This is a genomic window from Pseudoalteromonas sp. Scap25 (assembly GCF_013394125.1).
Lineage (GTDB): Bacteria > Pseudomonadota > Gammaproteobacteria > Enterobacterales > Alteromonadaceae > Pseudoalteromonas.
Genome location: NZ_CP041328.1, coordinates 328,300 through 354,001, shown reverse-complemented (window position 1 = coordinate 354,001; position 25,702 = coordinate 328,300). Strand labels below are relative to the sequence as shown.

Annotated in this window: 26 protein-coding genes; 15 read left to right on the top strand and 11 right to left on the bottom strand. The window is 40.1% G+C overall.

What is annotated here, in order from left to right; genetic code table 11:
* Positions 1-29 precede the first annotated feature (29 nt).
* Together FLM54_RS17040 and FLM54_RS17035 are read left to right on the top strand one after the other, a co-directional pair.
* Positions 30-1,004, top strand: coding sequence for a DUF1852 domain-containing protein (locus FLM54_RS17040; protein ID WP_008110817.1), 975 nt, complete (start codon positions 30-32; stop codon positions 1,002-1,004).
* A 31-nt stretch (positions 1,005-1,035) separates the two neighbouring features.
* Positions 1,036-2,076, top strand: coding sequence for a methionine synthase (locus tag FLM54_RS17035; protein ID WP_178957069.1), 1,041 nt, complete (start codon positions 1,036-1,038; stop codon positions 2,074-2,076).
* A gap of 303 nt (positions 2,077-2,379) precedes the next feature.
* Here the strand turns inward: FLM54_RS17035 and FLM54_RS17030 are convergent, their stop codons facing one another.
* The 3 genes from FLM54_RS17030 to FLM54_RS17020 all read right to left on the bottom strand — a co-directional run bounded on the left by FLM54_RS17030 (position 2,380) and on the right by FLM54_RS17020 (position 4,250).
* Positions 2,380-3,225 (bottom strand): alpha/beta fold hydrolase, encoded by an 846-nt coding sequence (locus FLM54_RS17030; RefSeq protein ID WP_178957068.1) that lies wholly within the window; start codon positions 3,223-3,225, stop codon positions 2,380-2,382.
* Between the two features lie 353 nt (positions 3,226-3,578).
* Entirely contained in the window at positions 3,579-3,698 is a 120-nt protein-coding gene (locus FLM54_RS18985) for a type II toxin-antitoxin system RelE/ParE family toxin (RefSeq protein WP_178957067.1), read from the bottom strand.
* Between the two features lie 120 nt (positions 3,699-3,818).
* Positions 3,819-4,250: a hypothetical protein gene (locus tag FLM54_RS17020; protein ID WP_178957066.1), complete on the bottom strand. Its 432-nt coding sequence runs from the start codon at positions 4,248-4,250 to the stop codon at positions 3,819-3,821.
* A gap of 160 nt (positions 4,251-4,410) precedes the next feature.
* On the opposite strand from FLM54_RS17020, the gene FLM54_RS17015 reads away from it, so the two are divergent.
* The 3 genes from FLM54_RS17015 to FLM54_RS17005 all read left to right on the top strand — a co-directional run bounded on the left by FLM54_RS17015 (position 4,411) and on the right by FLM54_RS17005 (position 6,952).
* A complete protein-coding gene (locus FLM54_RS17015; protein WP_178957065.1) occupies positions 4,411-4,707 on the top strand; it encodes a hypothetical protein in 297 nt (98 codons plus the stop codon).
* A 336-nt stretch (positions 4,708-5,043) separates the two neighbouring features.
* Entirely contained in the window at positions 5,044-6,075 is a 1,032-nt protein-coding gene (locus FLM54_RS17010) for a substrate-binding domain-containing protein (RefSeq protein WP_178957064.1), read from the top strand.
* Between the two features lie 196 nt (positions 6,076-6,271).
* Positions 6,272-6,952, top strand: coding sequence for a haloacid dehalogenase type II (locus FLM54_RS17005; RefSeq protein ID WP_178957063.1), 681 nt, complete (start codon positions 6,272-6,274; stop codon positions 6,950-6,952).
* A gap of 66 nt (positions 6,953-7,018) precedes the next feature.
* On the opposite strand, the gene FLM54_RS17000 is transcribed toward FLM54_RS17005, so the two are convergent.
* Positions 7,019-7,468, bottom strand: coding sequence for a GyrI-like domain-containing protein (locus FLM54_RS17000; protein ID WP_178957434.1), 450 nt, complete (start codon positions 7,466-7,468; stop codon positions 7,019-7,021).
* A 385-nt stretch (positions 7,469-7,853) separates the two neighbouring features.
* On the opposite strand from FLM54_RS17000, the gene FLM54_RS16995 reads away from it, so the two are divergent.
* The 6 genes from FLM54_RS16995 to FLM54_RS16970 are packed head-to-tail and all read left to right on the top strand — an operon-like array spanning position 7,854 to position 15,953.
* Positions 7,854-9,392 (top strand): pyridoxal phosphate-dependent decarboxylase family protein, encoded by a 1,539-nt coding sequence (locus tag FLM54_RS16995; RefSeq protein WP_178957062.1) that lies wholly within the window; start codon positions 7,854-7,856, stop codon positions 9,390-9,392.
* On the top strand, positions 9,392-10,711 hold the full coding sequence (locus tag FLM54_RS16990; protein ID WP_178957061.1) for a lysine N(6)-hydroxylase/L-ornithine N(5)-oxygenase family protein: 1,320 nt from the start codon (positions 9,392-9,394) through the stop codon (positions 10,709-10,711). Before FLM54_RS16995 ends, FLM54_RS16990 begins: the two co-directional genes overlap by 1 nt.
* Entirely contained in the window at positions 10,708-11,886 is a 1,179-nt protein-coding gene (locus FLM54_RS16985) for an MFS transporter (protein WP_028834626.1), read from the top strand. Before FLM54_RS16990 ends, FLM54_RS16985 begins: the two co-directional genes overlap by 4 nt.
* A 24-nt stretch (positions 11,887-11,910) precedes the next feature.
* Complete coding sequence (locus FLM54_RS16980; protein WP_178957060.1) at positions 11,911-14,259, top strand: GNAT family N-acetyltransferase; 2,349 nt, start codon at positions 11,911-11,913, stop codon at positions 14,257-14,259.
* Positions 14,252-14,890, top strand: a complete 639-nt coding sequence (locus FLM54_RS16975) for a hypothetical protein (RefSeq protein ID WP_178957059.1) — start codon at positions 14,252-14,254, stop codon at positions 14,888-14,890. The genes FLM54_RS16980 and FLM54_RS16975 overlap by 8 nt, the downstream gene beginning before the upstream one ends.
* Positions 14,874-15,953, top strand: a complete 1,080-nt coding sequence (locus tag FLM54_RS16970; protein WP_178957058.1) for a heparan-alpha-glucosaminide N-acetyltransferase domain-containing protein — start codon at positions 14,874-14,876, stop codon at positions 15,951-15,953. Before FLM54_RS16975 ends, FLM54_RS16970 begins: the two co-directional genes overlap by 17 nt.
* A gap of 37 nt (positions 15,954-15,990) precedes the next feature.
* On the opposite strand, the gene FLM54_RS16965 is transcribed toward FLM54_RS16970, so the two are convergent.
* On the bottom strand, positions 15,991-16,857 hold the full coding sequence (locus FLM54_RS16965; RefSeq protein WP_178957057.1) for a LysR family transcriptional regulator: 867 nt from the start codon (positions 16,855-16,857) through the stop codon (positions 15,991-15,993).
* Positions 16,858-16,961: 104 nt separating this feature from the next.
* Here FLM54_RS16965 and FLM54_RS16960 point away from each other — a divergent pair, with 104 nt between their 5' ends.
* Positions 16,962-17,462, top strand: a complete 501-nt coding sequence (locus FLM54_RS16960; protein ID WP_008130525.1) for a lactoylglutathione lyase family protein — start codon at positions 16,962-16,964, stop codon at positions 17,460-17,462.
* A 158-nt stretch (positions 17,463-17,620) separates the two neighbouring features.
* Entirely contained in the window at positions 17,621-18,064 is a 444-nt protein-coding gene (locus tag FLM54_RS16955; RefSeq protein ID WP_178957056.1) for a GNAT family N-acetyltransferase, read from the top strand.
* A gap of 38 nt (positions 18,065-18,102) precedes the next feature.
* On the opposite strand, the gene FLM54_RS16950 is transcribed toward FLM54_RS16955, so the two are convergent.
* Positions 18,103-18,522 carry a hypothetical protein gene (locus FLM54_RS16950; protein ID WP_178957055.1) on the bottom strand — a complete coding sequence of 140 codons (420 nt, stop codon included), beginning with the start codon at positions 18,520-18,522 and terminating at the stop codon, positions 18,103-18,105.
* Positions 18,523-18,675: 153 nt separating this feature from the next.
* On the opposite strand from FLM54_RS16950, the gene FLM54_RS16945 reads away from it, so the two are divergent.
* Positions 18,676-19,608, top strand: a complete 933-nt coding sequence (locus FLM54_RS16945) for a ChaN family lipoprotein (RefSeq protein ID WP_178957054.1) — start codon at positions 18,676-18,678, stop codon at positions 19,606-19,608.
* A 39-nt stretch (positions 19,609-19,647) separates the two neighbouring features.
* Here FLM54_RS16945 and azu read toward each other — a convergent pair whose 3' ends face one another.
* The 5 genes from azu to FLM54_RS16920 are packed head-to-tail and all read right to left on the bottom strand — an operon-like array spanning position 19,648 to position 23,477.
* Positions 19,648-20,097, bottom strand: coding sequence for an azurin (gene azu, locus FLM54_RS16940; RefSeq protein ID WP_054201529.1), 450 nt, complete (start codon positions 20,095-20,097; stop codon positions 19,648-19,650).
* Complete coding sequence (locus FLM54_RS16935; RefSeq protein ID WP_090495265.1) at positions 20,094-20,837, bottom strand: HugZ family protein; 744 nt, start codon at positions 20,835-20,837, stop codon at positions 20,094-20,096. Before FLM54_RS16935 ends, azu begins: the two co-directional genes overlap by 4 nt.
* Positions 20,834-21,622 (bottom strand): heme ABC transporter ATP-binding protein, encoded by a 789-nt coding sequence (locus FLM54_RS16930; RefSeq protein ID WP_178957053.1) that lies wholly within the window; start codon positions 21,620-21,622, stop codon positions 20,834-20,836. The genes FLM54_RS16935 and FLM54_RS16930 overlap by 4 nt, the downstream gene beginning before the upstream one ends.
* Positions 21,619-22,671, bottom strand: a complete 1,053-nt coding sequence (locus FLM54_RS16925) for a FecCD family ABC transporter permease (protein WP_010388750.1) — start codon at positions 22,669-22,671, stop codon at positions 21,619-21,621. The genes FLM54_RS16930 and FLM54_RS16925 overlap by 4 nt, the downstream gene beginning before the upstream one ends.
* The gene (locus tag FLM54_RS16920) at positions 22,668-23,477 is read right to left on the bottom strand and encodes a hemin ABC transporter substrate-binding protein (RefSeq protein WP_138595385.1); all 810 of its coding nucleotides are present in this window, start codon (positions 23,475-23,477) and stop codon (positions 22,668-22,670) included. The genes FLM54_RS16925 and FLM54_RS16920 overlap by 4 nt, the downstream gene beginning before the upstream one ends.
* A gap of 137 nt (positions 23,478-23,614) precedes the next feature.
* Here FLM54_RS16920 and FLM54_RS16915 point away from each other — a divergent pair, with 137 nt between their 5' ends.
* Positions 23,615-25,696 (top strand): TonB-dependent hemoglobin/transferrin/lactoferrin family receptor, encoded by a 2,082-nt coding sequence (locus tag FLM54_RS16915; RefSeq protein WP_178957052.1) that lies wholly within the window; start codon positions 23,615-23,617, stop codon positions 25,694-25,696.
* The last annotated feature ends 6 nt before the right edge of the window (positions 25,697-25,702 follow it).

The window sequence follows — 25,702 nt, the reverse complement described above, 5'->3', positions numbered from 1 at the left end:
GTAACAACTCAAATTGAAAGGATACGGCTATGAGCACTGATCTTACATTTACTATTAAAAGCACTAACTTGGATGAAAACTACCATCCATCAAATAACACACGTATTACGACTAATTTCGCTAATTTAGCAAGGGGTGAAAGCCGCCAACAAAACCTGCGTAATACCCTAAAAATGATCAACAACCGCTTTAATGCACTGGCCAGTTGGGATAACCCACAAGGGGATCGTTACGAGATTGAGCTCGAGATCATTTCGGTTGATTTAGATATTACTAGCAGTGGCCAGGCATTTCCGTCAATTGAGGTATTAAAAACCAATATTATTGACCGTCAAACCAACGAGCGAATTGAGGGCATGGTGGGTAATAACTTTTCATCGTATGTGCGCGACTACGACTTTAGCGTGTTACTACTTGAGCATAACAAAAGCAAACCGCAATTTAGCATTCCCGATAACTTTGGTGACTTACACGGCAAGTTGTTTAAATGCTTTGTAAACTCAAATACCTATAAACAGCACTTTAAAAAGCCACCGGTTATTTGTTTAAGCGTGTCTGATAACAAAACCTATCAGCAAACCGAAAACTTACACCCTATTTTAGGCGTAGAGTATCAGCCTAATGAGTCGTCGTTAACAGAGCAATACTTTAAAAAAATGGGCTTACAAGTGCGCTACTTTATGCCACCAAACAGCGTTGCGCCGTTAGCGTTTTACTTTTTTGGTGACCTACTTAACGACTACAGCAACCTTGAACTAATTAGCACCATTAGCACCATGGAAACGTTTCAAAAAATTTATCGTCCAGAAATTTATAACGCCAACGCCGCCGCTGGTAGCCGTTATAAACCTAATTTAAAAAATGACGACCATTCGTTAACGCAAATTGTGTATGACCGCGCAGAGCGAGGTCAATTAGCGGTAGAGCAAGGTAAATTTACTGAGCAGCATTTTATTAAGCCTTATCAGTCAGTGCTGCAGCAGTTCTCGGCAAGTATCGCTTAATCACACAACAAAATTAAAGGCAGCATTTATTATGAAAAAACTATTACCTACATCATCAGCAGGCAGCTTGCCAAAACCGTCATGGCTTGCTGAGCCCGAAACCTTATGGTCACCATGGAAATTACAAGGCAGTGAGCTGGTAGATGGCAAACACGACGCCCTACGTATTTCCCTGCACGAGCAACAAACTGCAGGCGTAGATATAGTCAGCGATGGCGAACAAACTCGCCAGCACTTTGTAACCACCTTTATTGAACACTTAAATGGCGTTGATTTTGAAAACCGTAAAACAGTTAAAATTCGCGACCGTTACGACGCCAGCGTACCCACAGTGGTTGGCCCTGTGTCTCGTACTAAATCGGTATTTGTTGAAGACGCCAAGTTTTTACGCCAGCAAACCAGCCAACCAATTAAATGGGCACTGCCCGGGCCAATGACCATGATCGACACCCTGTATGACGATCACTATAAAAGCCGTGAAAAACTAGCGTGGGAATTTGCTAAAATACTCAACCAAGAAGCCAAAGAGCTAGAAGCCGCAGGGGTTGATATAATCCAATTTGATGAACCCGCTTTTAACGTGTTTTTTGACGAGGTAAACGACTGGGGCATAGCCTGCCTTGAGCGAGCCATAGAAGGGTTAAAATGTGAAACTGCCGTGCATATTTGCTACGGCTACGGCATTAAAGCCAACACCGATTGGAAGAAAACCCTCGGCACCGAGTGGCGACAATACGAAGAAGTATTCCCAAAGCTGCAAAAATCGAATATTGATATTATTTCGCTCGAATGCCAAAACTCACATGTACCCATAGAGCTACTAGAACTGGTACGCGGTAAAAAAATAATGGTGGGCGCAATCGATGTAGCCACCAATACCATAGAAACTCCCGAAGAGGTGGCCAAAACCCTACGCGAAGCACTTAAATATGTAGATGCCGACAAACTCTACCCATGCACCAACTGCGGCATGGCCCCCCTGCCCCGCGACATCGCAAACGGCAAACTTAAGGCCCTAAGCAAAGGCGCAGAGCTAGTACGTAACGAGTTATTAGCAGCGAATGTCGCTTAATTTTAATTACAGCTGCTGCAAAAAAGCCACACCTTAACACATGTTGAGGTGTGGCTTTTTTAATCAAAATGTAAGGGGGGTTTACAGTTGAAATGCAAGGTTAAAGGCAAAAGGTGAAAGGTTTTAAGTTAGTTGAATCTTGGTTGGGTTGAGTGCAACAAACCTAGTGTAATTAAATAAATTTAACCGAGTCGCTTGGTATTAATGACTGAGTGAAAATTGCCATAGTCAGACAATGGCAACGCCGCCTTAAGCGGCGAGTAAAAGTTGGCTAAAATGTGAAGCGAAAAGAGCCAACTGCTACTAATTCGTCTTTAAGGCTTTGTAATTAGCTTCTACTATCATAATCAATTGATTTATTGATGAAATAACCAAATCAGGTTTCTCCAATGGTATATTGTGCCCTACAACATTTGAAGTAATATGAATAGAGTTTGGGTTATTCTTGACTAACGAGGAATGTAGGTTTCTCCAAACCTTTTTGCCTTCGGAACTATGGCCAATCCACCAATCACTTTCAGCGTTCTTAGTAGATGTGACAACAATCGTGGGTATCGTCATTATTGTTCCGCCATCTGATAACATACCTTTTTTATATTCACTTTGTAATACAGCCCATTCTCGACTGCCAGCCATAATAGTATTTAATTTTTTCTCATCATTTTCGGCCCATTCATTATTTAATTTTTTAAGTTTATTTGAAAAAAGTTCGTGGCTTGGGTCAAGTAAAACCATTCCACTGATGTGGTCAGAAAAAGAAGCCGCATATTCTCGAGCATGTAAGCCTCCATAAGAATGGCCAACTAAGATAATGTCTTTTTTCACTTTTAGCGTTGCCAACAAGTCATTTAAACGTTTATTCGAGCTCTTTAACGAAACGTCAGGTAAATCAGTGGATTTACCAATTCCAGCACGTGAATAAATAATTATTCGCTGCTGTAATTCCTGTAAATCTCGAAGTAAAGGCTTCCAGTAATTTACGCCCATACCAACACCTGATTCGATAACGATATTGAACTCACCTTCTCCAATATCGATGTATTCAAGATTTGCACCATTGATTTCAGCGACACTAACATGTGACTGACTAAAAGAGCTAAAGCTCATAATTAGTATGTAACACAAGCTGAGTAATACGAGTATTTTCAACTAACTCTCCTTGGCTTAGAATGGCTAAATCAGGACACCGTAGGCGTCACCTGGATTTACTTGTTATGTTTTCGGGCATGTAAACAACCAAAGGGGGTCAACAACCAAAGGGGGTCAACAACCAAAGGGGGTCAACAACCAAAGGGGGTCAACAACCAAAGGGGGTCCAACAACCAAAGGGGGTCAAATCTTGACTTCAGACATCAACAACCAAAGGGGGTCAAATCTTGACTTCAGACATCAAATTCATTGACCGACCCGTTATCCTTATTTTGCCTATTAGATAAAGTCTAAAGCAATAAGATAAATCAGTAACCCCCTACTTCTAGCTATTACTTAATTAGATCTATTATTTATATAGCCTTTCTGTGACCAACTTTTACCACTAATATGATCATTTCAGAGTCGTGTATCTCATAAATTATACGGTAATCAGCTACCCTTACCCTATACTCATTGAGTCTGCCTTTCATAAGTAAATTTCACCTAGAATTCATAGAGAAATATAATGCCCCAATAATGGGCTAAAAGCAGCTGGCTGATATAAGCAACGCGAGGGCAATAATCTAGTGTTTTTACCCTCATTATATGCATTAAAGCTGATCAAAATAGTCGCCAGCTTTTTGTCTGAAAAATACATTGCAATACTTTAATTCAACTTGTAATGGATCTTTTTTTAAGACCTTAACATATGGATTCAGCTCCAATGTAACTGTAATAGTTTTGGACAGCAATAGCTCATTGTATAGGGCTCGTTTACGTTTTTCGGAGCCCGAGTGCGGCATACGAATTATGATATCCTTTTTGCAACTTGGAGCGGCGATTGGAAAGCGTTCCTTAGGAACAAATACTTCAAATTGACCACCTTTAGAAAATCCATATTCAGTGTTTACAGAATAATTGCCTGAAGTAAGTTCGTATTTCATGTGATAATAATCGGAATACTTTCCGGTATTAACTTTGATCTCTTGAGCATTAAGTTGAAATGAGATTAATAACACCAAGATATTCAATAGGTACTTCATACTATCCTTATACACGTGACAGTTTACAAAACATCATTTTGGTGGTTTATAACGCAGCAAAATGGCGGTTAATATTGCCACTGGTTAAATTAGAAGCCAACTCATCACAACATAACTAAAAAGAGTTAGCCAAGCCATTATACGATTTAGGGTTACGATAATGAACAGACATTTTATGGGTAGTTTCTTATTTTTAGTTGCTGTTTTATTGGCCGTGGTGACGGAAGTTTACTTAACCCTCACATTTAGTGAGTTTATTTTAGCCGGTAAAGGTATTGGCGTTTATGGAGTATTATTATATTTTGTTGTGATGATAGTTAGTTCCCTTTTATGGCTACTGTCTTACCGTATTAGTAAAAGCCGAGCTCAAGCTGCTATATTTTGGCTTTTAGCATTAGCCCTCACTCCTGTCGTTATATTTCAGCCTACATGGTGGTCTGCTCCACTTCTCAATTAATTTAAAGCTTAACTTTAATACTTAGATTAATGTGAAATTGCAGAATTGATTTCCACAGCATTTTGTAAACTCTCCTTCAAAAGAAACGAAAAAACCCCACCTTACCATACGGTATTTTTAACCAAACCGTAACGGAGGTTTACAGTATTCAACTGAATGCAAAGCTGTTCGTTAGCAAAAGGTTACTATTGCCATTGCTTTGTGTAAAAGCATTGCGGTTAAGGATTATTTTTTGGTTTTTTAATTTATATTCAATGTGGTCGCTATATTGTTTTGAAGTGCTATTCTGATATATCAATTTGTAATTAATGCCGTTTTAATTAAGGATACTAGTCGTTGTTTTTTATTAAACCTAAGTTTATTTACAGCTCTTGTTCTATTTACAAACCTAAAATATCGTTTTCATTATTTTTTGTGCTGCTGTGTTTGCCATTTTTTGCAAATGCTCAATTTGTCATTGGCATAGTAGGAAAAACTAAAAACGATAGCTTTTATATTCAGGCGTACAAAGGGTGTACCGAGTTTGCAAAGTCAAAGCCTGACGTTACCTGTAAATATGATGGGCCTGATGATTATCAAGATATTCGAACCCAAGCTTTAATTATTAATGACATGATGAAAAGTGGGATTGATGGTTTATTAGTTTCAATATCAGATTCTGATTATTTGGTAGAGAGAGCCCTTAAAGATTTATTTGAAAAAAACATTCCTGTTATTACTTTTGACTCAGATTTATTAGCAAAAGATCACCAGTACAGGCTCGCTTACGTTGGTACTGATAATTTTGACTTTGGTGTTGCGTTAGGCAATCAATTAAAGAATTTAGTAAGTGAAGAAAATAAGCGTATTTGTATTCAATCTGGTCATCCTACTGCACCAAACTTAAATAAAAGAATCGCAGGTGTTAGGTTTGCGCTTTCTGGGCAAAGTAGTCAGCGCTTATCGGGAGAAAATGGCTGGAGCGAGTATAACCGCTGCCCTCTTTATAGTTTAGGAAAAAGGGGCGCCTCCTTAGAGCAAGTAAAAAGCCTTACAAAGATGGACAAGCCTCCTGCGTTTGTTGCTGTTGCCGGTTTTGCGCAATTTAATACTGAGTACATAGACTTGATGACACCCTACAAACATAAACTTGATTCAAAAGAACTTATTATTGTTTCAGCAGATACCGAAAAAATACAATTAGACGCGCTTAGCAAAGGTTTATCTTCATCAAATGTTGGTCAAAATCCATATGAAATGGGGCGACTCAGTGCGCAGTTAATGTATAACGTAATTAAGCATAATATAAAGCCTGCTGAAGCGTTTTATTTTTTAGACTTTCATTACTGCCAACAAAGCAACGCCCAAACATGTACTGTAAATTATTAATATTTAACCACAATGTGTTGAAAGATTCACTTTGGACACCCAATTTACCATGCGCTATTTTTAACCAAACCGTAACGGGGGTTTACAGTAACGACTTAAAACGCGGGTGTTGTTACTGTACTTTATTAACTGATAAGGTGAATAATATTGAGTAGTAAAACCGCGTTTTAGTAACGATTTAAACAGGAGTCCATTAATGGCAACTACACTGGCGTTTGATGTATACGGTACGCTTATAAATACCCATGGCGTGGTGTCGTTACTTGAAAATATGGTTGGCGACAACGCGCACGCATTTTCAACTACTTGGCGTGAAAAACAACTCGAATATTCGTTTAGACGCGGATTAATGCAAAACTACGTGCCGTTTTCGGTGTGTACTGAGCAGGCACTTAATTATGCGTGTTTACTGCACAAGGTAACTTTAAGCGATGAGCAAAAAGCACAGTTATTAGCACGCTATAAAACCTTACCGGCATTTGATGATGTTAAAGCAGGGCTTGAGAGCTTAAAAGCACAAAACTATCGGTTATTTGCGTTTTCTAATGGTGCGGCCAGTGCGGTAAATACTTTGCTCGAAACGGCAGGCATAAGTGAGCTTTTTGAAGGTGTAGTGAGCGCCGATGATATTAAAACTTTTAAACCCAACCCCGGTGTTTATAGTCATTTTTTACGTCAGGCAAATTCAACCGGTGCTAATACCTGGCTTATATCGAGTAATCCGTTTGATGTTATTGGGGCGTTATCGCACGGTATGCGTGCTGCGTGGATACAGCGCTCAAGTGAGGCTATTTTTGATCCCTGGGAACTAACGCCTACAATAACGGCGTGCGATTTACATGATTTAAAAACCAAGCTGGCCAGTAATAACCAATGATTTAGTGGGCAGGGGTTAAATAACACCAATGAAAGGCTAGGTTTGCGCTTACAAACCTAGCCTTTTTTAGTCTTTAATTGCAATGGCAATTTCTATTTCGTTACTGTTTTTATAATACTCAAAATCACTGGTGTAAGTACGTTCATAGCGGCAATCGTCTGAGCTGAAGTATTGCCAAATTTCGCCCCATAAATCGATCACCGCATCGGGCATTTCACCCTCACCTTTAAATACCAAATAACGCCCCGCTTGGATGGTTACTTTTTTAGCTTCAGGGAGTTTAATTGATAAATTATCGCAGCAGGCAATTACGTCAAAATCGCCTGTGAGATCGCTTTCGTAATTAGTATACACACCATACACTTTGGTGTTTTCTGTAAGGCTGTTGGCAAACTTTTCACCAAATTTTTGCCAAAGTTCAGCTATATTTGCAGTGCCAGCGTTCATTTCATTGGCGTTGCAGGTTCTTACTTTTAAGCCGATTAAGGTCTGACTTGCTAGTTGCTTTACTTCCATCATGACGTCCTTTAGCGTTAATACAAACACCAACGTAACAGAAAAACCGCCAATACTTTAAATATTGTATTAAATATTTCATAAATAATGATTATTAACCTCAATTGCGTATTTATTGCTCATATTTAAATAGGTGGTAATGGCTAAACATAGCTTTGCTACCGCTAAAATAATTTACTTAACTTTCTGTTTTTTAAGTTTGTTTTTTTGCATGTAATGCTTGTCGTTTAATAATGTGGCTTATCGATTTTTGTTAAAAATATACGACAAGCTTATTAGCTCTAATTTAAAAAAAGTTGTTATCTAATCTTTTTTCATTATTGTAAATCTAAATCATTATCATTAAGATCCTTGCACCTAAAAAGTGTACTCAAGGAACGTTGGTGTGTCTCAATCTCAAGTGTTAAATATTAATACCATTGAAAAACAGGCTGTATTTGAACAAAGCGGCCTGCCCCCACAATTCAATTTAGAGCAGTTCATTAATTATCAGATAGCGTCATTGCAAGGGTTGTCGGCAGTTCAGCAAGCGATGGCTAAAGCCCAAAAACCATTTTCAGGTGTGTCGGTAAATGCGTTAGCAAAAGTAGTAAACGATGTTGATTTATCAAAGCCTTTGGCTGACTTTCCAGCGGTGCTTGAAGAGCTAAAAGGCGTGTATTTAGATCATGCTGTGTATTTTCATCATCCGCGTTATATGGCCCATTTAAACTGTCCTGTAACCTACCCTGCTGTTGTGGCCGAACATATTATTGCTGCTATTAATACCTCGGTAGATACGTGGGATCAAAGCGCAGGTGCGACGTTAATTGAGCAAAAGCTGATTGATTGGACATGTCAAAAAGCAGCATTGCCAAGCACTGCCGATGGAGTATTTACTAGTGGCGGCACACAATCAAACTTAATGGCAATGTTAGTTGCTCGTGAAGTGGCTGTTAGCCGCTATGCGCCAGAACATCAGGTAAAACTTCAGGGCTTACCAGCTGTTGCCTCGCGCTTTAAAATTTACTGCTCTGAGGTGGCGCACTTTAGTATTCAAAAAGCAGCAGCGTTACTGGGCTTAGGTTACAACGCCGTGGTGCCGGTGGCTATAAACAGCAAAATGCAAATGGATATGCAGGCACTTAAAACCGCCATAGCAACAAGCAAAGCGCAAGGTGATTTACCCATTGCAGTGGTTATTACCGCAGGCACAACCGATTTTGGCTCAATCGATCCAATCCATAATATTGCCATGCTGGCTAAAGAAGAGCAGCTATGGTGCCACGTAGATGGCGCTTATGGTGGCGGTTTGTTGGTGAGTGAGCACCATCGCAATGCGCTTAATGGCATTGAGTTGGTTGATTCAATAACGATTGATTATCACAAATCATTTATGCAACCGGTTAGTTGTAGTGCCTTTTTATTAAGCGACAAACGCCATTTTAGCCACATTACTTTATATGCCGATTATTTAAACCCATTAGCAGAGGCCGGTAATGGCACGCCTAATTTGGTAGATAAAAGTCTGCAAACCACTCGCCGTTTTGATGCCTTAAAATTATGGCTAACACTGCGCACCACTGGAGAAGCACCACTTGGCCGCGCGTTCGATAAAGTTATTGGTCTTGCGCGCCAAACTCATATTGTACTTAACGATCACCCCGACTTTGAAGTAGTTAACTACCCCGAGCTTAGTGCCTTAGTATTTAGATTTGCCCCTGATGATTTAAAACATGACCTTGATTTACTCGACTCTTTAAACCTGCATGTACGACAAACGTTTTTAAAAACTGGTGAAGCCATGATTGCCCGTACAAAAATAAATGGTCGTCATTATCTTAAATTTACATTGCTTAATGCGCAGTGCCAATTATCTGATGTACGCGCTGTTATTGAGCAAATTAGCCACATTGCATGGCAAACTTATAGGGAAATTGCATAATGGATAATCAACCTTACGATTTTATAGCTATTGGCCTTGGCCCATTTAACTTATCTTTAGCGTGTTTAAGTGAACCGCTCGAAGATGTAAAAAGCCTGTTTTTGGAACAGCGCAGTGAGTTTGATTGGCACCCTGGAATGATGCTTGAGGGCGTTACATTACAAACTCCGTTTATGTCGGATTTAGTAACCATGGCAGATCCAACCAGCCAATATAGCTTTTTAAATTATGCCAAATTGAATAATCGGTTATACCCGTTTTATATTCGCGAAAGCTTTTTTTTATTGCGCCGTGAATACAACTTATATTGCCAATGGGTTTGCTCGCAGCTTTCAAATGTTAACTTTGAACAAACAGTCACTCAAGTTGAATTTTGCCCGCAAAGTGAGTGTTATACCGTTAGCTGTAACACCCCTAATGGCATGCAACATTATGTGACTCGCCATATTGTTTTGGGCACAGGGCCTGCACCGTATATTCCTGATTGCGCTGTGCAAAGTAACTCAAATAACGTAATGCACAGTAGCGATTTTTGTCATCGGCTTGATGAATTAAAAGCGGCTAAACGAGTTACCGTGGTAGGGGCTGGGCAAAGTGCAGCAGAAATTTACCACACCTTATTGCAGCAAGCAGTACCGCAAGGTTTGCAGTTAGATTGGATAGCACGCTCACCGCGCTATTTCCCGCTTGAGTATACTAAGCTCACCCTTGAAATGACCTCTCCTGAGTATGTTGATTACTTTTATAATTTAAAAACTGAGCAGCGAGATTGGCTCAATCAAAACCAAAAAAATCTATTTAAGGGCATTAACGGCGATTTAATTAACGACATTTTCGACACCCTCTACGCGCAAAGCCTTGATGGGCCAATTTCTACTACATTTAAAACTAACAGCAGGCTAACAGGCACTCAAAAAGTAGGTAAGCGTTTACTGACTGAGTTTTATCATCAGGAGCTTGAGCAGCCCTTTTCAATAGAAACCGACTTTTTAATTTGTGCCACGGGCTTTAAATATCAGCGCCCTGCTTTTTTAAATAATATTGCCCACCAATTACCCCAAGATGAGCAAGGTCGTTATTTAGTGAGTCGTGAATATGCGGTAGATAGCGAACAAAAACGTATTTTTGTACAAAATGCCGAGCAGCATACTCATGGTTTTGTAACTCCAGATTTAGGTATGGCTTGCTACCGTAATAGTATTATTTTACGTGAAATTTTAGGTTATTCGCCTTATCAGGTTGAGCAAAAAATTGCTTTTCAAAACTTTGATTTAAGTGATGTAACCCTATCAGCACAACAGCAGAGTAGCGCCGCATGAGTCTTCGTTTAGCGCTAATTTTGCTGACGGTTATTTCGGTGGTATGCGATACCTTGTTGCTACCGTTTTATCCGCAATTTTTTGCTAGTGAATTTGCTATTAGTAACGCCACGTTAATCGGCCTCTTTGTGGCTAACTGTTGTATTACTGTAATGCTGGCTTTACCACTATGGGCTAAGGTCGCTAAAAAATACAATGAGTTGGCTTTGTGGTTAGTAACCCAAGTAGTAGCCGCTGGTTTTGGTCTGCTTTGCTACTTTGCGACCAATGTGTGGGAGTTTTGGATTTACTACCAACTTATGTTGGTGCTAAAGGCAAGCTACCTACTTATATACCCATTTGCACTGCGATTAGAGCAACAAACTAAGCATTTATCTATTATTGGTTTGTTTTCTGTATTGATGCATTTTGGTGCGATTGGTGGTGCTTTAATTGGTGGTTACTTCTTTAGTTTAGCAGAGCCACGCTATGCGTTATTACTCAGTAGTGCCGGTGACCTAGTTCAGGTTTTATTATGCGCCTACTTAATGTATTCATTAAAAACAGGTATTTATCAGCAAGCAATAGCGACTGAAAAACCGCGAGAACGTATTCCCTATTTTATTTGGCAATTTTGCTTTTTAAGTGTGGTGGTTTATTTTAGCGCGTTTTTAATTCGCCCCTTCTTTACTACTCATTGGCAAGCATTAAACGCACAAAGCAGCACCTTGCAAAGCGCTGTTGTATACGCCATTCCTGCCTTTGCCGCGCTTGTTATGCTGGTTTTTAACCATTTCAGGCAGCATTTACCACTGCCAACATTAAGCCGCACTAGCACTTTGTTATGTGCACTTATTTTAGGGGCGCTTGGGCTTTATTTACAAGCGCAGGAGTCGGTTGGGTTAGTGATTTTATCACGTGTTTTATATGGTTTTGCGCTATTTCAAGTGATGGTACTGCTAGAAGTAATGCTATTTGCCAAAAGTGAGCCTGCACATTACGGCAGCGACTTTGCCAAAGTGCACATTGCTCAAAACATCGGGGTTATTTTAGCGTCGTTACTAGTGGGTATGAGCGTAGAGCATCTTTCAACAACGGTTGTGTTTTACTTTGCTGCTATTGGCTTTGCAAGCCTTGCCTTTATTTTGCTTTGGCGGGTTAAGGCTGTTGCTCGAACTGCGCGTTCAGCGTCTTAGTTTTTAAGATTTATTGGAGTTTTTATGTATTTTTCATCTTTTGTAACCACCCTACAGCATACCGGTAAAGTGACGATGCGGTTATTACAACAAACAGATATGCCAACTGTTTGCGATTGGCTTAAGCAACCGTATGCGCACTTTTGGGGGATGCAGCAGCAAACCGAGCAACAAATAACTAAAGCGTATCAAGATATTTTTGTTACGCCTCATCATCAGGCATACGTGATCGAGCAAAATAATAACCTATTGGCTTTAGTTGAGCTTTATAGCCCTGAGCACGAAAGCTTAATGAAAGCGGCGTACGAGGTTGAACCTAATGATGTGGGTATGCATATTTTATTAGCGCCTAACACGGCACCTAAGCGCCATTTTAGTTTTGAAATGATGCAGTGCGTGCTGCAAAGTATTTTTGCTCAAAACAGTGCCGCCCGTGTTGTGGTTGAGCCCGACATTGCTAATAGTAAAATTCATACGTTAAATAAGCGTTTGGGATTTGTGCACACCCAGCAAATTCAACTAGGCGAAAAAGCCGCTTATTTAGGCTTTTGTGACAAAGCAGCCTTTGATAGGCACAGCCAGTTATTTACTGATTCGTTAGCGCCTTTGCAAACTGACTACGTGATACAGCCACATTGGCAATGGGCAAACCGGCATTTACAAGCTAAAGCACTCACCGAGCTAGTGCACGAGCGTTTATTGGCTGCAGAGACAACAAAGCAAGGCTTTAAAGTAAACGTTGAAGGCGGTTATTTTATTTTTAATGGCCGTGCTATGGCACTGAATCATATAGATATAGACGAGCCAAGCCTATGCTTTTACAACCTTAACGAAGAGCTGCAGCCGCTAGATGTGTTGCACTTTTTTAGTATGCAAGGGCCTGCGCTAGGTTTAACGGGTAAGCGCCTTGCCACCTACCTTGAAGAGCTAAATGCTACTTTAGCCAGTGCGTGCTTTAAACGTGAAAATAACACTTTAACAGCGGCGCAGTTAGCTAATTTAGGGCTGCAAAAAATAGAAGCCGCAATGAGCGAAGGTCACCCTGCCTTTGTTGCTAATAATGGCCGCATTGGTTTTAGTAAAGCTGACTTTTTACGTTATGCGCCAGAAGTAGGCAAACCGTTTAAAGTACTGTGGTTAGCAGCGCATAAAACGGTATGCGACTTTGCCCATAGTGAATACTTTGCCGATTACCCAAGCCATATAAGTGATGAACTAGATTTAACCACCCGAGATACGTTCAACAAAGCGCTAAAAGCTCAAAACCTAAACCCCGATGATTACTTACTCATTCCTGCTCACCCTTGGCAGTACCAACACAAATTGAGTGTGGTATTTGCAAATGAGTTGGCAAATCAGCGATTAGTGTATTTAGGTGAAGGTGACGATTTATATCAAGCGCAACAATCAATTCGGACCTTATATAATTGCTCGCACCCGCATAAGCCGTATTTAAAAGTGGCGTTGTCGATTTTAAATATGGGATTTATGCGTGGCCTATCGCGTGCTTACATGGCGGTGACTCCTGCCATTAACGATTGGGTATTTGCTAAGGTTAGCCAAGATCAACAACTCGCAGGCGCTAATTTTACAGCGCTTAGAGAATACGCCACCTTAGGTTATGCCCATCATACGTTTGAGCAAAGCGCGCTAGGTGATACACCCTATCGTAAAATGTTTGCCTGCTTATGGCGAGAAAACCCAAACCATAATTTAAATAGCGATGAACAACTGACCACTATGGCAGCATTATTACACTTAGATAACAATGGCCAAAGTTTAGTGGGCGAATGGATAGCACAAAGTGGTTTGAGCACGCAGCAGTGGTTACATGCGTACTTTAATGCTTATTTAATTCCGCTAGTACATTGTTTTTACGCGCATAAATTAGTGTTTATGCCTCACGGCGAAAACCTCATTTTAAAGCTTAAAAACTCGGTGCCTGTGGGCGCATATATGAAAGACATCGGTGAAGAGGTTGCCTTACTTAATAGCACTGAAGTATTGCCTGCAGGGGTTGAACGTATTCATGTTTCTATGCCTAAAGAGCTTGAGCTGTTAAGTATATTTACCGATGTATTTGACTGCTTCTTTAGATACTTAGTAGCAATTTTAGTGCGAGAAGAGCGTATTACAGAGCATGACTTTTGGCAGTGTGTTACGCAAAGTGTTAAAGCGTATCAACATGCTAACCCTGCTTTAAATGAGCGATTTAAAGAGTATGACTTTTTTAGTGATGAGTTTGCACACTCTTGTTTAAACCGCTTACAGTTAGGTAATAATGAGCAAATGGTTGATTTAACGGATCCGGCAGGTAGTTTGCAGTTTGCTGGTAACTTAAACAACCCCGTATCGGCAAAGCTGTATGGCTAAACCGATTACCCTTGCGCAGTTTTTATATTGCCAACAACCCGTGCAACGAACTTTTAAACCGAGCTTATTATTAGTGCGCGCTTTAACAGTTCGTTGTAAGGCGCAGTACCCTACTGCGCCTAAGCAATTTATTAGTCGGCATTTGTATTTACAGCTTTGCTGGCAAGCTATTTACGCTTATTGCTATTGGTTTGCTTGCAAGCAAAGTACGGCTGATCCCATTAACATGCCGTTAGCGGTAAATGGCGCTTATTGTCGTGGGTTTAACCTGAATAATGGCGTGTTAGTAAGTAAAACTGAGCAAACCAAAGCGTTTACTCATTTTATAAGCCAAGTTGGTGAATGGGTAAATACCGACTATGCACTTGGTAAAAAAGAACAAGCTCGGTTATTACTCGATTCATTAAGTAGCGCCATTGAGCGAGCTCATAGCTTAGACCTTGCTACTACTTTACATATCAACAATTGCCATCGTCAGCTGCACACCCTTATTTGTGAACACTTTAATCTTGATACGCCATTTACTGAAAAACCCCAGCGTTTAACCTGTTGCCGCTATTATTTAGCCGGTTATAGCAAATGCCAAACCTGCCCTAAAAAGGATATTAAAACCAATGAACCAACGTCTTAAAACGATTGATCTTGCGCGTGGTGCGAGCGTTTTTATTATGATTATTGTGCATACCTTATGGATGTATGCCTCCACGACGCTTCAAAGTGAAAGCGCATTTGGTACGGTTGTGCATATACTTGGCAAAGGCACCGCCTCGTTTTTGGTGGCAATGGGGCTATCTATGGCGCTTTCGCGCAGGCAAACACCTTTGCTATTAATTAAGCGTGGCATACAGCTTTTACTGCTTGCCTATTTAATGAATGTGGCCAAGTTTTGGCTACCTATTGAAGTATTTAATACCATGCCTGAGGCATTTATAAATGCTTATGGCTGGCAAAGTCCGCTCAGTGCTGGGCAGTTACAATTTATGGTGTTAACAGGTGATATTTTACAACTGGCTGGAATTAGCTTATTGCTGTTTGGGGCACTTAATATTGCCCGTTGGAAAACAACATGGATTGCGGTTTTAGCCATTGCAATTGCAGTTATGAGCCAGTTTGTAAGGGGGCAGCAATTTACGCTTTCACCTTATATCAGTGATTTGTTTTTTGCTAATAACTATCAGGTGTATTTTCCGGTATTTCCTTGGATAAGTGCGATATTAACGGGATATGTACTTGGTCGTTTATACCTTAGTAACCAACAAAATGCCGATTACTTATATAAAGTATGTGCACAACTTGGTGCTGCTTTACTGGTTATTGGCGGCATATGGTTAGCCATTGATTTTAAAGGACAGTTTGGCAACTTTTTCCATTTAAATGGCGGCGGTATTAGCTATTTAATTGGCTTAAATTTATGTGCACTAGCGGCTATACAGTTTATTTTTGCTGATAAATATAATGGCCCTATTACACGTGCTCTTTTATATGCCAGTAAACATGTAACCGCGCTCTATGTTATTCAATGGGTACTTATTTGCTGGTTTATGGGGGCGCTTGGTTATCATACCCTCAGCCTTTGGCCGACACTATGTATGATGGTACTGATGACTTTACTGACTTTTGCTGTGCACAAGGTTTATTTAAAAAGCAAACAAAGCCTCACAGACATTACGCAAAAAGCTAAACGTACAGCTTAAGCTGTAAAGGGGCTTTACGGGCGCTGATTAAGGTGCCCTAGCCTGCTTTTATTGCGTCAATAACGCAATGCATACGCTTTGCTAACGGCCTATTTCGGTGATGGCACACATAAATATTTTCGCTAATTGGTTTGGTTAAATGATGCGTTTTAATAAGCGCAGGTTTATTAAAAGCACTTACTGCGTGTGCGGGTAAAACCGTAAAACCCAGCCCTAAACTTACCGGCTCCAGTATTAAACTTATTTGGTTAGAAAACCCCGTTTGCTTAATTTGATCAACATGTTCAAATTCACTGTAGTTTTCGCTAAGTAAAAGCTGCGCATGATGTTTTGCATCGGGGTGGCCAATAAAGCCAAGCTCACATAAAACCTCCCACGTTGGGTTTTCTATATGTGCGGGCGTTACTAATAATAGGGATTCTTTACCAATTTTGTGGCTGGTAACTTCACTAAGGGTAGGCGCTTGAGTTAAAAAGCCAATATCGGCACTATGATTGGCCACCGCTTGTTCAACATTGGTATTTGGAGCAAAGCGGTAATCTATAATTAGCTTCTTGTGCTCTACTTGCAGTGCTAATAGTTGATTGTAAAACTTTAGCCCGCAACTGCCTGGCGACTGTATTTTTACTAAACCGCTGTAAGGTGAATCATCTTTTAATTGCTGCTCTAAAAACTGCCATTCTTTTAATAATAAGCTGCCTTGCTGATACAAGTTTTGCCCATGTACGGTAAGCGTAAATTGTTTACCGTGGCGCTCAAGCAAGGCGCAATCTACTTGCTGCTCTAACTTTTTTATATGTTGGCTTACGCCTGACTGGGTCATATAAAGGCGCTCGGCGGTTTGGGTAAAATGGTTTACCTCAACTAAAGTACAAAACGTGTTTAACCATGTAGGATTTATCATTACAAAATATACTCAAAATGATGATTAATGATAATTTTACTTAATGTTGGTCAATTCGTAAACTAACTCCATCAACTAAACATAGTTAAGTAGGAGTATTTATTATGAGTCATACATATCCACGTAGTTTTTCGCACATTGGTATTTCAGTACCGGATGTTGAAAAAGCCGTAGAGTTTTACACTAAGGTGATGGGCTGGTACACCATAATGGAGCCTACCGTGATCACTGAAGATAACAGCCCAATTGGCGAAATGTGTACCGATGTATTTGGTCCAAATTGGGAAAAATTCAAAATAGCGCATCTTTCAACAGGCGACCGTATTGGTGTCGAAATTTTCGAATTTAAAGACCAAGAAAACCCTAAAGACAACTTTGAATACTGGAAAACCGGTATCTTCCACTTCTGTGTACAAGACCCAGATGTAGAAGGGTTAGCGGATCGTATTGTTGCTGCAGGTGGTAAAAAGCGTATGCCAGAGCCACGTTACTACTACCCTGGCGAAAAGCCGTACCGCATGATCTACATGGAAGACCCGTTTGGTAACATCCTTGAGATTTACAGCCACAGTTACGAGCTTATATACAGCGCTGGTGCTTATTAAAAGCATTTAGCTTAAAGTATTTAGTAAAAACAAAGGCCGCAGTATTTATTACTGCGGCTTTTTGTGCCTAAAAAGAATACATTGCCTAGGTGAATTAGTGCTGATAACGTGATAAAACAAAACTACTTATAACTCCATGTTTTAAATTAAGGACAATAATGAACATTTCATTGGAAGATGTCACCTCTGCTAATTACGAAGAGGTATGCGATTTAGACGTTACCAAAGCGCAACAAGATTACGTAGCGAGTAATATGTGGTCGTTAGTTGAGTCTCATTATAATGTTGGGCATACCTGTAAAGCTATTTACCAAAATAATAAGCCTGTAGGCTTTTTTATGTGGGTGCAAGAAACCCCTACAAAAGTTTCTATTTGGCGTTTTATGGTAGATGAACATCATCAAAATAAAGGTATTGGCCGCCAAGCACTATTCATGGCAATTGCAGAGATTAAAACGACCTCTAAGCTTGAACAAATCGAGATTTGTTATAACCCGCAAAACCCTGTAGCTAAGGATTTTTATTCTAGTTTTGGGTTTGAAGAAGTTGGCCTAGATGAAGACGAAGAAGATATGTTAGCCATTATTAATATAAAAAGTTAACCCAATTTTGTTTAGCGCGTTGCTTATTGCCATAAAAATTAGTGCTTAGTAAGGTGTGGAGGATGTTGCAGTGCTAATTTTTTTAGCTGTGTAATGCATGAAAGCACTAAGTCATGATATTCATCATCGCTATACAATATCTCGTTTAGCAGATTAATAGATTGTATGAGTGCATTGTGCGCAGCACTTTGTTCGTCTAAAAAGTGAAGTGTGGAATAAAGGCGCTCTGTAAGTGAGGTAATTTGTATGATTTGCTGTTTATTCGCACAGTTATACATTTGAGCTAATAAGGACGCACTTTCAAGTGCACACCCCAAATACGGCAATGCTTGTGCAAATTTGTATCGTTTAAACAGCGCTTCGCCACTTAGCTGCGCATTTTGAATATCTATAATTGCTTGCTCTGGTTGACATAAAACATGTTGTTTGTGTCGAGCACATAAAAAAGGTAATGCCATGTTACGTTCCATATCTGTTTATTTTTTAAGACTGTAAAACAGAAACTCCAAAACATCAAATGATAATTGTTTTTATTTGTATTTGTAGGTTTAAAGCAGTTTGTTGTGTATACTAACTTCATTGTTTTGATTCTTATTTTTATAAAAACCGATATGAAAAACCCATTTTTAGCACTTGTTTTACTCAGTGGATTATCAGGCTGCAGTATAAACACAGTATCAGTATCTCAAAGTTCATCCTTGTATAATTACGGGCTTTATAATGCAAATGGCCAGCGAGTTAATTCAATATTGTCAGAATCCACGCTTTTGAATGCCGATGTTGTTTTAGTCGGTGAATGGCATACACACCCCGGTGTGCACTTATTTCAGGCTGAGCTGTTTCAGCAATTAAGCACGCAAAATAAGCCTATTGCTCTATCGCTTGAGCAATTTAGTCGCGCTGATCAGCAAACACTAAACCTATACCTTGAGAGTAAAATTGGCGAACAATACTTAATTGATAACACTAAGGCTTGGCCTAATTATAAGAGCGATTATCGTGCGTTAGTGGAATTGGCGAAGATACAAAATAGCGATGTAATAGCTGCAAATGCGCCTAAACACATTGTTACCTGTATTGGTCGCCAAGGTATTAATTATATTAATAAACTCGACCCACAACAGCGTAGTTTTATTGCAAAAGAGATAGATACTTCTCCAAGCCTTTATAAAGAACGCTTTATGCAATCCATGCATCATGGAACGGCGAGTAAAAACGAAAAACTTTACGCCGCGCAAGTTACTTGGGACGAAACCATGGCTGAGTCTATCGTTAACTATATTAGTCAAAATAAGGGCAAGCAGGTTATACATTTAGCCGGTGATTTTCATGTGAGAAATGGTGAAGGCATAGCGCGGGTAATTAAGCGAATTGCCCCAGAGCTTAATGTTGTATGGGTTTCGCCAGTATCAAAAGTACAATCTGAGCAAAGTGGTTATCAATTAGAAGTTAACGCTTTGCCTGCTCGCTATGTGCAAAAAGCACATCAACAAGCTGCATTTAAAGCTTTAGCCAAACGAGGGGAGAAAACACAGTGCCAATAATAGGTTGGTACTGTGTTTGTGTAATACACTTTTTAATATTTACTTAAGCGTAAATGTGCCTTTCATCATGGCGTAATGGCCAGGAAAAGAGCAAAAGAAAGTGTAATCGGTTCCGGCGGTTAAGCCGCTGGTTTTAAAAGTAACTTCGGTTGTTTTACCGCCGCCAATAATGTCTGTAGCACCAATCACGCGACTATCATTAGGCTTTATGTAGTGGTTGCTAAGCCCTGCAGCGTTGCCATCTGTGATGATACCTTGCATGTTTTGCTCAGTAGATAGCACCCAGTTATGGCCCATTACATTAGCAGGTAATTTACCGGTGTGACTAAGTTGAACGGTCACTTGCTTACAGCTTTTAGGGGCGCTTAGTGTTTTAGTTGAAAACTGCATCATATCGTTTGCATCTATATTTAGTGTGCATTCGTCTGCATATGCTGTATTGGCACTCAGTAGCAGTGTAGTGCTTAGTAAGGCTATTAATTTTTTCATACTGTCTCCGCTAGTTGATTTGAGCTGTTTCGAGCTTGGTTTGTTAAGGCTACAAGTGCTTTTCGCACGGCTAATGGGCTATCGCACTCGTTCGCAAAATTAATAAAGTAATTACGCTTGTGGCTTTGTATATAAAAGCCTGTGGGTAGTAGGCCGCTCATTATTGGAGTGTTATCGGCTACGTTATAGTGCTGCATTAATATCAGCGACATAGCATCTTGATGATCTTCATTCATATGAGTGATCATGCTTTGCTGCTGGCTTTCATCCCACTTTTTAGGCTGAGCTTGCCACTCGTTTTGCTCAAGCCAAAATATTTTTCCAAAACCGCCAATATAACGCACCCGTACTACATCTAATTGCCAAAGCTGAAAATCATGCGCATTGCGATAGCTTGCAGCCTCAGGGTACAAAGCTATATATTTATCAAGTAGCACTTCGCTTTGCTCTTTTGCCACAATAGAGCCATCACCTACGAGTGTTACTCGCCCATGTTCGTTTTGATCGCCATAATCGGCGGCATCAAAAATAGTCAGACTCATGCGTGAGTCCTGTTTTAAATTTTTGGTATGCTGAGCTATGTCACTAATAAAAAAGTAGATGCGACCTTGTTCGTCACACATATAAGGTGTAACAGAGCCAAACGGATAGCCGCGTAAATTATTTGAAATGGTCGACATTACGCCGGCATGGGTTTTAAAAACGAGCGTACGTGCGTCGTTTAATGCTTGCTCTCTCATGAAAACTCCTGACGTTGAGAAAAAACCATGGGCGCATCGTTATAAGGATGAGGGTTAACGTGCAATTTCATGGCGTACATTTGTTGTAAGTTTTGTGCTGTTAAAACGGTATTTATAGACCCGCTTTGCAGCACTTTTTGGTTGTGTAATAAAATAGCGTTGGTTGCATAAAGGCTTGCTAAATTAAGATCGTGTATAGCAATAATGGCGCTGTTTCCTTGCTCTACAAAGGTTCTAACACAGCTAAGTAAAGTATGTTGATGACGCATATCTAGCGCTGATGTTGGCTCATCGAGCAACATTAATTTAGGCTCAGTTTGCGCAGTAAAAGCATCTAACTGGGCTAATGTGCGTGCCATATGAACACGTTGTTGTTCACCGCCCGAAAGCGCACTCATTCGACGTGTTAGGTAATGGGTTAAATCCATAATTGAGGCATATTTTTGAACTTTATTGGCTTGTGTTTTAAGAGACTCTGTATAGGGATAGCGACCCATAGCAATGAGTTCAAATACACTAAAATCAAAGCCAACATGGTTACTTTGCATCATTACAGCGCGCTTGCTAGCTAATTGCTCTTTAGAAAATGAATGCAAAGGTTTGGTATTAAATAGTATATCTCCCTCAAAGGGATGCATGCCTGCCAAAGTATGCAGTAAGGTCGATTTACCTGCGCCATTTTCGCCTATCAGTGCGACAAGTTGTCCTGCTTGGATATTGCCGCTAATACCCTCTAAAACACGATGGGTGTTAAAGCCTATATTGAGGTTGTTAAACGTGATCATGACCAATCTCGCTTATTTTTAATGATCAAATATATAAATAGTGGAGCGCCAAGTAACGCCGTTATAATGCCAATTGGCAGCTCCGCAGGCATAACAACCAAGCGTGCCAACCAATCTGAAAGTAGCAACACAATCACACCTAAAAGCATACAAAGTGGCAGCATATTCCGTAAATGTGGCCCAACCATGAGGCGTGCGATATGAGGGACAACTAAACCAACAAAGCCAATTAAACCTGTTAGCGCAACTACCGCACCTACGCCCAATGCCACTAATATAATGACGTATAATTTAAGCTTGCTGGTATCTACCCCTAAGTATTGAGCTTGTGATTCACCAATAAGAAGTAAATTCATTGGCTCTTTTAATCGCCATAGCCCGATAAGGCTCAGTAAAAGCAAAGGACTCGCTTGTTTTATATTATCCCAACTCGCACCGCCTAATGAGCCCATGGTCCAATAGTTAATTAACCGCAGTGCGCTGTCATCAGCATAAAAACTTAATAACCCAATAACAGCAAATGCCAATGCATTAATAGCGACACCGACTAATATAAGCGTATTTATATTAATTTGTTTTTGTTGTTTTGAGACTAAATATACCAGCGACGTTACTGATAGTGCGCCCAAAAATGAGGCATAAGGTAAGTAGTGTTGGGCGTTAAAATTAAATTGTGCACTAAGGGCGATAAAAGCAACCGCGACCATTGCAGCGCCTGCGCTTATACCAATAATAGAGGGATCAGCAAGCGGGTTACGACACAGCGCTTGGGTTGCAGCTCCTGTTTGTGCAAGTACTAAACCCACCATCACTGCAAGGACAAAACGAGGCAGGCGTATTTGTGTAACCACATTGATTTGTAGCGCATCAAATTGACTAAAATGTTCAGGAGCTAGCCATGCAATAGCTAAACGCCAATCCCATCCTGCGGCTCCATAGCCTATGCTAAGTAATGTTAAAGCAAAAATACAGCCATAACTTAATAGCATCCACTTATGCGGATTACTCAGTGTTATGGCGTTAAAACGATTCAAAGTTAACGTGCTCATAAGCGTGTTTTATACTCATGCAATGCTTGAATCGCAGTTGCAATACGCGGCGACATGCCCAGTGAAAGTAAGCTGTCCATGACCAGTAACTGACACTCTTGCGCTGCTTTTAATAAACGAAGTGTAGGCTGTTTACAAAAGGCTTGTTTCCCACCAAGGCTTTGCACAACATGCGCTGGCGCCACTAAAAAATCGGGCTGACTTACTGCCAGTACTTCACTGTTAATTGCTTTAAAGCCTGTATGCGTAGCAGCTATATTGGTAATGCCTGCATAGTTAAACAGTAAGTTGGGCACCGTTTCTTGTCCTGCTGCGACGAGCCCACGCTCATTAGCTGAAAGTAAAAACAAAGCGTTGTGGGTCTGTGTTTTTGCTTTAGTAGGTAACGATTTTTTTATTTTAGTAATTAGGTTTTGAGCTTTTAGGTTTGCATCTAAATCACTACCAAGGTGCTTAATTAGCTCAAGTAGTTCATTTACAGATGTCGGCTTTTTATAGTGAATAACCTTCACTCCGGTCGCTTCTATTTGCTTGAGCGCCTGCTCTCTTCCTGCACCTTCAAGTGCAAGTAACGTAGTTGGGCGCATTGAAAGCACTCCCTCAGCGGCTAGGTCTCGATAGTAACCTACCTGTGGCAACTGTGTTGCTTGTTGCGGATACATACTTGATTGGTCAACCGCGACTAAACTATTTTGTTTTTCTAGTGCGTAGATTATTTCAGTTAATGTGCCGCCAGCACTGATCACACGCTCTTTCGCGAGTGCTGATTGAGTGGCTAAAGCCAGAAAAAAAATTAGGTACTTCATAACAAACTCCGATTTTATTTTTTAGTATTATAACCACTTTAATCTAAATGAAAATGATTATCATAATCAATTGATCTTATTTTGGGTTAGTTGTACCATTTAAAAGTAAATAATAACTATTATCATTTGGAGTGGAGATGAATCCCTTTTCTTTTAAATTTACAGCATTAGCCTCTTTGTTAATTAGCTCTGGTAGCACACTGGCCGAAAATGTTATTGACGATCATATTGTGGTTAGTGGCTCTCGTTTTGAACAAAAGCTTGAAGATGTGACTGGCTCAGTAACGGTTATTACCGAACAAGATATTGAGCGTCAGCTCGCTGTAGATTTACAAACTATGTTTAAATACGATCCAAGTATCTCAAGTACTGGCAGTGGCGCAGGCGCGCAAACATTAACTGTACGAGGTGTTGGTGGCAACAGAGTTGTTTTTATTAAAGATGGAAGACGCACAAACGATGGCTACGCTGGCGGCGGCGGTTATTTAGTGGGTCGAAACTACTTTGATGTTGCGGGTGTTAAACAAGTTGAAGTTGCAAAAGGGGCGGCATCATCGCTATACGGTTCTGATGCACTAGGGGGAATTGTAGTAATAACAACTAAAGACCCGAGTGATTATTTAGTGGATCAACAAAGCTTAGTAAAAGTAGCGTTAGGTTATCAAGGCCAAAGCAATCAGGTTGCTGCTGATATTACAGCAGCAAAAGATTTAGGTGACTTTGCTATTAGCGCTGTTTATAGCCATCGCGATAGTGAAGAAGTACAAAACTACGTTGAAGATTTACCAGGTTACGATTCCCGCTCTGATGCTTTACTGCTTAAAGTTGAGCAAAAACTTGATGAAAAGCGGACCCTTAAATATACCTTAGATTACTTTAATCAAACAACAGAGCAAGTAATCACTCCATCCATTCAAGAAACCGAAGACGAAGACACAAATATCTCATTTGCACTCGATTATGATTCAGATATGGCAACAGCTATATTTGATAAATGGTATGGGCAACTATCTTATAGTCGATACGAGCAACAAAGTGACCAAATAAGCGCAGCTAGAAATTACATCGATTATAATGACTACGGGTTTGAGCAAGATATTTTAGGCTTAAAAGCGGTATTTAGTAAGGAAGTTAAAGGAGAAAATACCGAGCATGAATTTGTCTATGGAGTAGATATTGATTTATATGATACTACTCGACCACGCTTAAAAACCCGTGTATTAAATGATGGTACTGTTGATTTTACGAATGAAAAACAAAAAGCATTTCCCGGCGCCGATACTTCTTTAGTTGGTGTATATATGCAAGACAGTATTAAATTTAACGAGACTGATTGGTCGTTAGTTGCGGGTATTCGTTACGATCATTATGCACTTGAAGCCAAAAAAGATGCGTTATACGCTGACGCCGAGCTTGATGATATTACCGAGTCTGCGTTTTCACCAAAGCTGGGTGTGATTTATCAGGTAGACGATAATTTATCTTGGTATGGGCAATATGTTCGAGGCTTTAAAATACCGCCACACGACCAAGCCTATCAAAGCCATGGTGTTGAGCCATTTTATCAAATATTACCAAACGCAGATTTAGACCCTGAAAGCAGTGACTCATTCGAGATCGGATTAAGATACGCAAGTAGCGATATTAGTGTAAATCTAAGTACTTTTTATGCTGCCTATGATGACTTTATCGAAACAACAATCGCGGGTGTTGAGCCAACTTATATTTCTAATGTAAATAAAACATTTTACCAATACCAAAATATTAGCGAAACCCAGATCAGCGGTGTAGAAGCTGGTATTGCTATGTATGTCACCGACGATATTTTATTAGAAGCCAATGTTGCTTACGTAGATGGTGAAAACAAAGACTCTGATCAGCCACTTACTAGTATTAGCCCGTTAAATGGTTCTATATTAGTAAGCACTGAGTTTGGCAATGTTAATTGGACCGCTGCTTGGCGTTTAGCCAAGTCACAGTCTGATGTAGTACTTGATACTAATGGTAATAAAACAACACAAGGTAACGGTTATGGTGTTGTTGATTTATATGCAAATTATCAGTGGCAAGCATGGCAAATGAATGTAGGTTTACTTAACCTACTCGATAAAGAGTACGTACCGTTTGAACTCATTGCCGGTCAATCCAAAGGTACTGATTTTAGCCAATATAGCCAACCAGGACGTAATGTTTCGGCTCGGATAAGCTATCAGTTTTAATTAAAA